Below are 6,237 nucleotides of genomic sequence, written 5' to 3'. Positions count from 1 at the left end.
GGCGCGTGCGCTGATGGAGGGGGTGGTCAGTCCTAGGGCGCGTGCGCTGATGGACGGGGTGGTCAGTCCAAGCGCTCGCGCGCTGATGGAGGGAGCACCCAGGCCGGTTGTGAACGCGCTGGCTGGTCCCCCCGCATGCCCCAGCGCGGCGACCGTGTCCATGCCGATGGTGCTGCGCCCGGCGGTCTTGATCAGTTGACTCAGCGTCGAGGTAGCAAGGACAGATCGGCCGCCGCCGGTGCCGATGGTCGGCATCTTGAAGTCCACGACGGAATGCACGGTCTCTTCACTGGGTCCAGCGTTGACGACTGCAGAGAACGGCTGTGCAAGCTCGGCGCGTAGAAGTTCTCTCGACGGACCGTCGCCCTGGTCTTCGACGACGTTGACGTCAAGGTCGGACACGTCGTCGGGTGTGTTGTCGCACGGTGAGGGCGCAGAAAGTTCGTGGTCGGCCTGCTCGCTCTTCTCGCCCATGGGGCAAGTCTCCCAGCCGCCGCCGACAGCCCTAGGTCGACAGGAGGACCGTCTGAGCCTCGGAGCGCAGGCTCCCTCCGGCGCCGCGCCCGGTCCACCGCTCGAGGTATTCGTTCGGGAACTGGGTCAGGGGCCAGGTGTCATGTAGCGCCGGCGCACGGCGGCAGTTGCGGCAGATGACGCCGTACCCGCTGGCTGCGACCTCCGGCAGGAGAGCGACGTGGTCGGCGTAGCGACGGTTCTTGCACTTGCCGTGGGGGCAGCCGATGGCCTTGACGTGGGTCTTGGTCGCGTCGGTGTACTCCAGGTACCTGGGGCGGGTGAAGCCGCCGCTGCGGTGCTGCGGCTTCACGAGCTTGCGGATGTCGGACTCGGTCTTCCCGAGCTGGAGTGCGAGGTCGAGGACGGGCAGGCCGTGACGCTTGGTGTCGGCGCCGGTCGTGAGCAGCCTCAGTGCGAGGTCGATCCAACCGATGTCGTCGGGGACGGCGCCGTCGCCCCATCGCAGGTCCGGGTCGAAGTACGTCTTGCGGAGTCGGCTCTGGAACGGGCTGAGAAAGGTGCTGCTGTCCGCCTGGGCCGCGGCTGCGTAGATCTCGCGTCGGACGGCAGCGTAGGGGTGGTCGACGAGCGCGCACTTCGCGCCGCGGGCGGTGACGCCGTGCTCGACCAGCCATGGCATGACCCTCTTGACCAGAAGAGTCTTGCGGGTGACGTCGAGTAGGTCGGCAACTGCGTCGAGCTGCCGTCCTTCCTCGAAGACGTACCGCGCGATGGCACGGGTGTTGGCGAGCTGCTTGCCGGGCCGAGTTCGCACGTCACGGATGACTCCGGACAGGGGCAGAACCGCTTCGCCCCCGCTAACGAGTGGCAGCTTCACGTGACAGGACCAGGCAAGTTCCTCGTCATCGAGGGGCCGGAACCGCCACTCGCCGACCATCGCATCGACCATGCTTCCTAGCCGATCGGGTCCCAACCCGTTGTTGCCAGATGCGCGCTCGAGCCCAGCAACGAGGTAGGCAGCGACGCTGAGGTCGGCCAGGTCGTCTCGTTCTACGGTGTGAGCACGTGAGCGTGCGTCGTCGATCTTCTTCTCGAGCTGGGCGACCGCCTGCCGAAGAGTCGCTGCCTCCGTGGCGTTCCGCTTGGCCTGGGCGCGGTAAGCCTCGACCTCTTCGAGGTCGCCATCTTGGTGCGCGAGGGCCGCGAGGTCTCGCTGGCTTCGTGCCTTCGCTTCGAGGTCTTCGGCCTCGAGGCGCTTGAGCGCGGCCTTGGAGTCAAGGGCAGCAGTGGGGTCGACGGTCTGGGTGGTCTCGGGGACGGAGTTGACGCGGGCGATCTCTTCACATGTCAGCAGGGTTCGGACCTCGAAGTCGAGCTGGGTGGCGACAGAGGCGCACAGGTCTCTCAGCGAGCCTGTCGCCGCGATGTGGTCCGGCTTCTTCTCTCCTGGTCCGAGGTTGCTCCACCCGCGTCGAGCGCCGTTGGTGGCTGAGGTGCGGCGATGAAGGAGGATGAAGTTGCTGGCGCTAGACGTGTTCTGCCGGGCCTCGACGCCCCACTCAGTGGGCTCGTCGTCGTAGATGGCGTCGGGCGTGTTCGGCTCGGCGAACCAGTTCTCGATGGCCTGGATGGCGCGGCGCTCGTGCTTGTGGTGGGCGCGCCCGCCGGTGGCACCGCGCGGGCCGCGAAGCTCACGGAGGAGACGTGCGCCGACCTGTCGGCAGGTGTCGTCAGAGACGCCGAACGACGGCACCTCGTTGCCGCGGTCGTCGAGCGGCCACGCCCAGGGTGCGGACAGCACCTCGAACCGGCCGTACTCGTCGAGGTCGTTCTGGTAGGTCGCCGGGATGCCGTCAATCACGATGTTGCGACCTCGGATGTCGTTCTTGAGACGACGGTAGTAGCGTCCCGTTCGGACCAGCTCGACCTTGCCCAGGTAGAAGAGAGTGTCTGAGTCGAAGACGTCTGAGGGCTCGGCGCCGGCGAGGTAGCGGTTGATCGCATCTTCATCTGGCATGGTGGCCGGCCTGTCGGTGCTCTTCTCGAAGATGGACTTGGCTGCGTCGTACATTGCAACCACATCGTCGATGGCGCTCACGTACGTGTTCCCGGGGTTGCGGTGGTCGCGTCGTGCTAGCAGCCCTTCGCTCTCGAAGGCGACAAGGCGCTGAGCCAGCTGCTGGTACGACTCCCCGGCGGCATGTCCTTCGTAGAGAGCCTGAACAACTGGAATCTGGGCAGGAACGCCTTTCGGGACGAGGCCCCGTTGGTCGTCCCTCACCTGACGGCCGAACTCGTCCCGCTTGTGCTGCCAACCAAGCGGCATCTGCGCCTCCGCCAAAGCCGCGCCTCCGGTCTTGTACTTCATGAGGCGCTTGCCGGTAAGCCGGCGGCGACGGACCGGGTCGTCCCGGGTCCCCACCATGGAGAGCGCCGCCAGTGTCAGCGCATCGCCGGGGTCGGAAGGGTCGTAGCTCTGCCCGCCGAACACCATGTTGATGTTCCGGATCTCGCACCGCTTCACGGTCATGCTCCAACCCACCGAGTCGCGGTTCGCGCGGGTGGTGTCTTCGGTAAACCGGATCTGACGTAACGACGGGAAGTGGTTCAGGACCGAGATGATGAGCTGCGTGGCTCCGTTGAGGTCATCGCCATCAGCGCGCTTGATGTGCAGGGTGGTCGACGACAAGGAGATGCTGAGGAAGACGATGTCCCCGATATGAACGACAGCTGCGAACGGCTTGTCGCCGACCGCGTCGTGGTGGATGTCGCTCATCGTGATCCACGTGATGCCGTAACGGCTAGCAAGGTCGACGTTCTTCGGGTCCCACGCCTCAGCGGGGATCTGACTGACTCGTGCGATGTCGGGGTCGTCCCGGTACACGTTGTAGTGCCCCTCTCGTTGGGCGGCCGCGCCAGCGAGGCTCTCCAAAGAGAAGCGCGTGGTGTCAAGGGTGATCGGGCATTTGTCGCCGAGCTTGTCGGCTAGCGGCTTGTGGACCTTGCGGTCGGTGTACCTAGCATCGGTCATGGTGTCCTCCTCAGAACCTGGTGCTGAGGACCGTGCTGGCTCAGGCCGCCGGCGCAATGCTTACCGATGGAGAAGTTTGGACCCAGTGAAATGGGTGGCCGCTTTTACAACTCGTGAACAACCTTCACGTTTAGTAGCAATAACGGCGATTCTGCGTTCCTGAACTGCTCGCCCGTCAGGGACCGGAGTCTTCGCAGCTGTTGGGTGTAGTCGCTGAGGACGATCGCGTGGTGCGTTGCGGTGGTGTGCGCCAAGGCGCCGGCTGAGGTGGGCATGGGTGCACCCGTTGGCGCACGGGCGGCTCACGCAACCGGTCGGCATTCCGTCCGCAGACTGTTCCGCGGCCTGCGTGCAATCTGCGACGGTGACCGGTCTGACTCAGGTCTGAGGGCGGATCTCCCCGTGGATGATCGCGAGGATGCGCTGGCCGTGAGTCTTGACGGTCATGTCGTCTGCGGGCTGGGTGCTGTAGCTCCCGGGGTTCGAGTCGTGGTGGAACTGGCTCGCGTACGAGTTGATGCTCCACATCTCGGTGGCGAGATGCTTGGCATGGGACAGGGGGCTTGAGGCGTCCGCCTTGTCAACGGCGGTGATCATCGAGCCCAGGGTGAAGGAGCTGTTGAAGGCGTTGGGGAAGCGGCGGTTGAGATGGCCTTCGAGCAGGGGCCGCAGGGCCTCCGCCGAGCGTCGGGGGTCGCCGACGCCGGACTCAACGTGATCGGTCACGAGGCGGTAGTTCCGGTAGTAGTCCGACTCGCACTCAGCGTCGATGTTGATGTTGTCGAAGGTGGTGTAGTCGTTCGCGGTTCGGGTCAGGCAGTGGACCGTGGTGTCTGCGGGGTTGGAGCCCTTGCCTTTGATGAAGCGGTCTCGCAGGTCCCGGATCAGGGTGGCGTCGTGCGCCAGCACGATGACCTGACGTGCGTTGTCGGAGATGCGCTGGAGGATCTGCGAGGTCGCCTCCCGGCGGAACCTGTCCAGGCTGCTGACCGGGTCGTCGACGACCACGACCTTCGTGCCGATGCCCGGGTCGGCGAGCACGGACGCGGCGAAGAACGCGAACGCCAGTGTCCTCTTGTCGCCGTCGCTCAGCGCGACGGAAAGGGGTGGCTTGCCGTTACTAGCTTTCAGGGAGTGTCCGCGCATGGCGATGGCGTAGTCGCTCTTCGCGGACCCACCCAGGAAGTTCGTCTCTATGGCCTTGATCGTGAAGGCGGCGCCGAGGTCTTTGAGGTGTGTGTTGATCGCGGTGCGGTACTTCTCGAGGGTCGCGGTCATCACGCCCTTCAGGGTGTCTCGGGCTTCCTTCTGCACTGCCTGGGCGTTCTTCAGGGCCGCTTCTGCAGAGGCGAGGTCCGTGAACAGTGCCACCACAGGCGGCGAGTGACGGGTCCGCGTCAACCTCAGCCGGGTGAGCTGGGCTTGGAGGTCATCCAGGGAGGTCGAGGTCAGCGTCGCCTTGAAGGCGTTGATGGACGTGACGTTCTCCTGGAGGTCTGCGTTGGCCTGCGCGATGAGTGCGTGCGCAGCGGCGAGCTTGGTCTCAACGGCGCTTCTGTCCGTCTCGCCAGCGTTCGCGACGCGCAGGTTTTTGGACTTCGCCTGCAGAAGAAGCATGCAGTGCTGCCGGAGGTCTTCAAGTCCGTGCGCAAGCGCTGCTCGGTCGATGGCGACGGCCTTGATCGCGCAGTGCTCCTTCCACTGCTCGCACAGCTGATCAGCTTGGTGGACGTCCGACACGAGCTGGTCTAGAACTGCGTCACTAGCAACGCGCTGGACGCCCGTCTCCGCGGCGGCGAGGCGGTCGACGAGTTGCGTGTAGGCAGTGTCGAAGTGTGCGCGGTAGGCCTCGAGCAGGGGAAGCCCTTCTGTCGTCTGCCCGCAGTAAGGGCAGGTCGCGTCGTCTCCCAAGTCCTGTCCCCGGCGGATCCACGGTTCGGCATCGGGGTGCTGAAGTACCGCCAGATGGTCTCGAACCAGTTCGTCAGCCTGTTCGTGCACCTGCTCCAAACCTGTCGCCAGCACCGCCATCAGCTCGTCTATGTCCAGCTTCGGGGGCTGGATGGCTTCCGGCAGGGGCCGGGACAGGATGTTGGCCGCTTCGCGCGCCGCTACCAATCGTGCTTCCAGCGCGACCATGCTGGCGTCCACGTTCACGTCGTGGGCGAGCCCTCTGAACTCTCCGAGCGACAGGTTGCCATGGTGTGCGGCGACGTTCTCCGTCACATGAGCGATGGTTTCCTTGTGCTCGGCGACTGAGGCTGCCGCGGCGTCTACAGCCTGTTGCGCGCTGACTGCGTCGGCACCCAGGGCGAAGCTCAGCAGGCTCTCCCGGTGGCGCGGCGTGATCTCCCCGCCCGAGTGCACGTTGCGGTCGATGAAGGCTGTGTCGAAGACGGCGAACTCGGGTCGTGTGTGCGACCAGCCGGCGCTCTCCGTGAAGCTCGCCTGGACACCGCTGTCAAGCATGAGGGTCGCGGACATGTCGCCGGTGCCGTCGAGGGTCTTACGGTGCTCCAGAACCGAGGCGTCCCCGGTCGCCAGCGAGTGCAGGACTGCGGAGAGGGTCGACTTGCCCCGCCCGTTGTCGGCGTAGATGAGCGCGTTGGCACCTAGGGGGTACTTGCTGCCTTCAGCGTCGTTGAAGAGGCCGATCCTCTTGATGCTTTGGATGCGCTTCAACATGTGTACTCAGATCTCCTGGCCCGTGTGCGTGAACGGTCTTGCTC

The 6,237-nt window shown here is 65.3% G+C and carries 3 protein-coding genes; all 3 read right to left on the bottom strand.

Translation table 11 applies throughout. From position 1 onward, the window contains the following. A partial coding sequence (locus tag IFT73_RS11925; RefSeq protein ID WP_192167795.1) for a hypothetical protein occupies positions 1-474 on the bottom strand: 474 nt, incomplete at its 3' end. Positions 475-505: 31 nt separating this feature from the next. Further along, entirely contained in the window at positions 506-3,508 is a 3,003-nt protein-coding gene (locus IFT73_RS11920; RefSeq protein ID WP_192167794.1) for a cell envelope integrity protein TolA, read from the bottom strand. Positions 3,509-3,886: 378 nt separating this feature from the next. Then, positions 3,887-6,193: an AAA family ATPase gene (locus IFT73_RS11915; RefSeq protein WP_192167793.1), complete on the bottom strand. Its 2,307-nt coding sequence runs from the start codon at positions 6,191-6,193 to the stop codon at positions 3,887-3,889. Positions 6,194-6,237: the final 44 nt, after the last annotated feature.

This window comes from Aeromicrobium sp. CFBP 8757 (assembly GCF_014841755.1).
In the GTDB taxonomy this organism is placed as follows: Bacteria; Actinomycetota; Actinomycetes; order Propionibacteriales; family Nocardioidaceae; genus Aeromicrobium.
Note: the sequence above shows the minus strand (reverse complement) of the source record. Positions and strands in the feature narration are given on the sequence as shown.

What these genes read in the sequence shown, in the direction of transcription:
- IFT73_RS11920 (WP_192167794.1), bottom strand. Translation starts at nt 3,508, where the DNA reads ATGACCGATGCTAGGTACACCGACCGCAAGGTCCACAAGCCGCTAGCC.
- IFT73_RS11915 (WP_192167793.1), bottom strand. Translation starts at nt 6,193, where the DNA reads ATGTTGAAGCGCATCCAAAGCATCAAGAGGATCGGCCTCTTCAACGAC.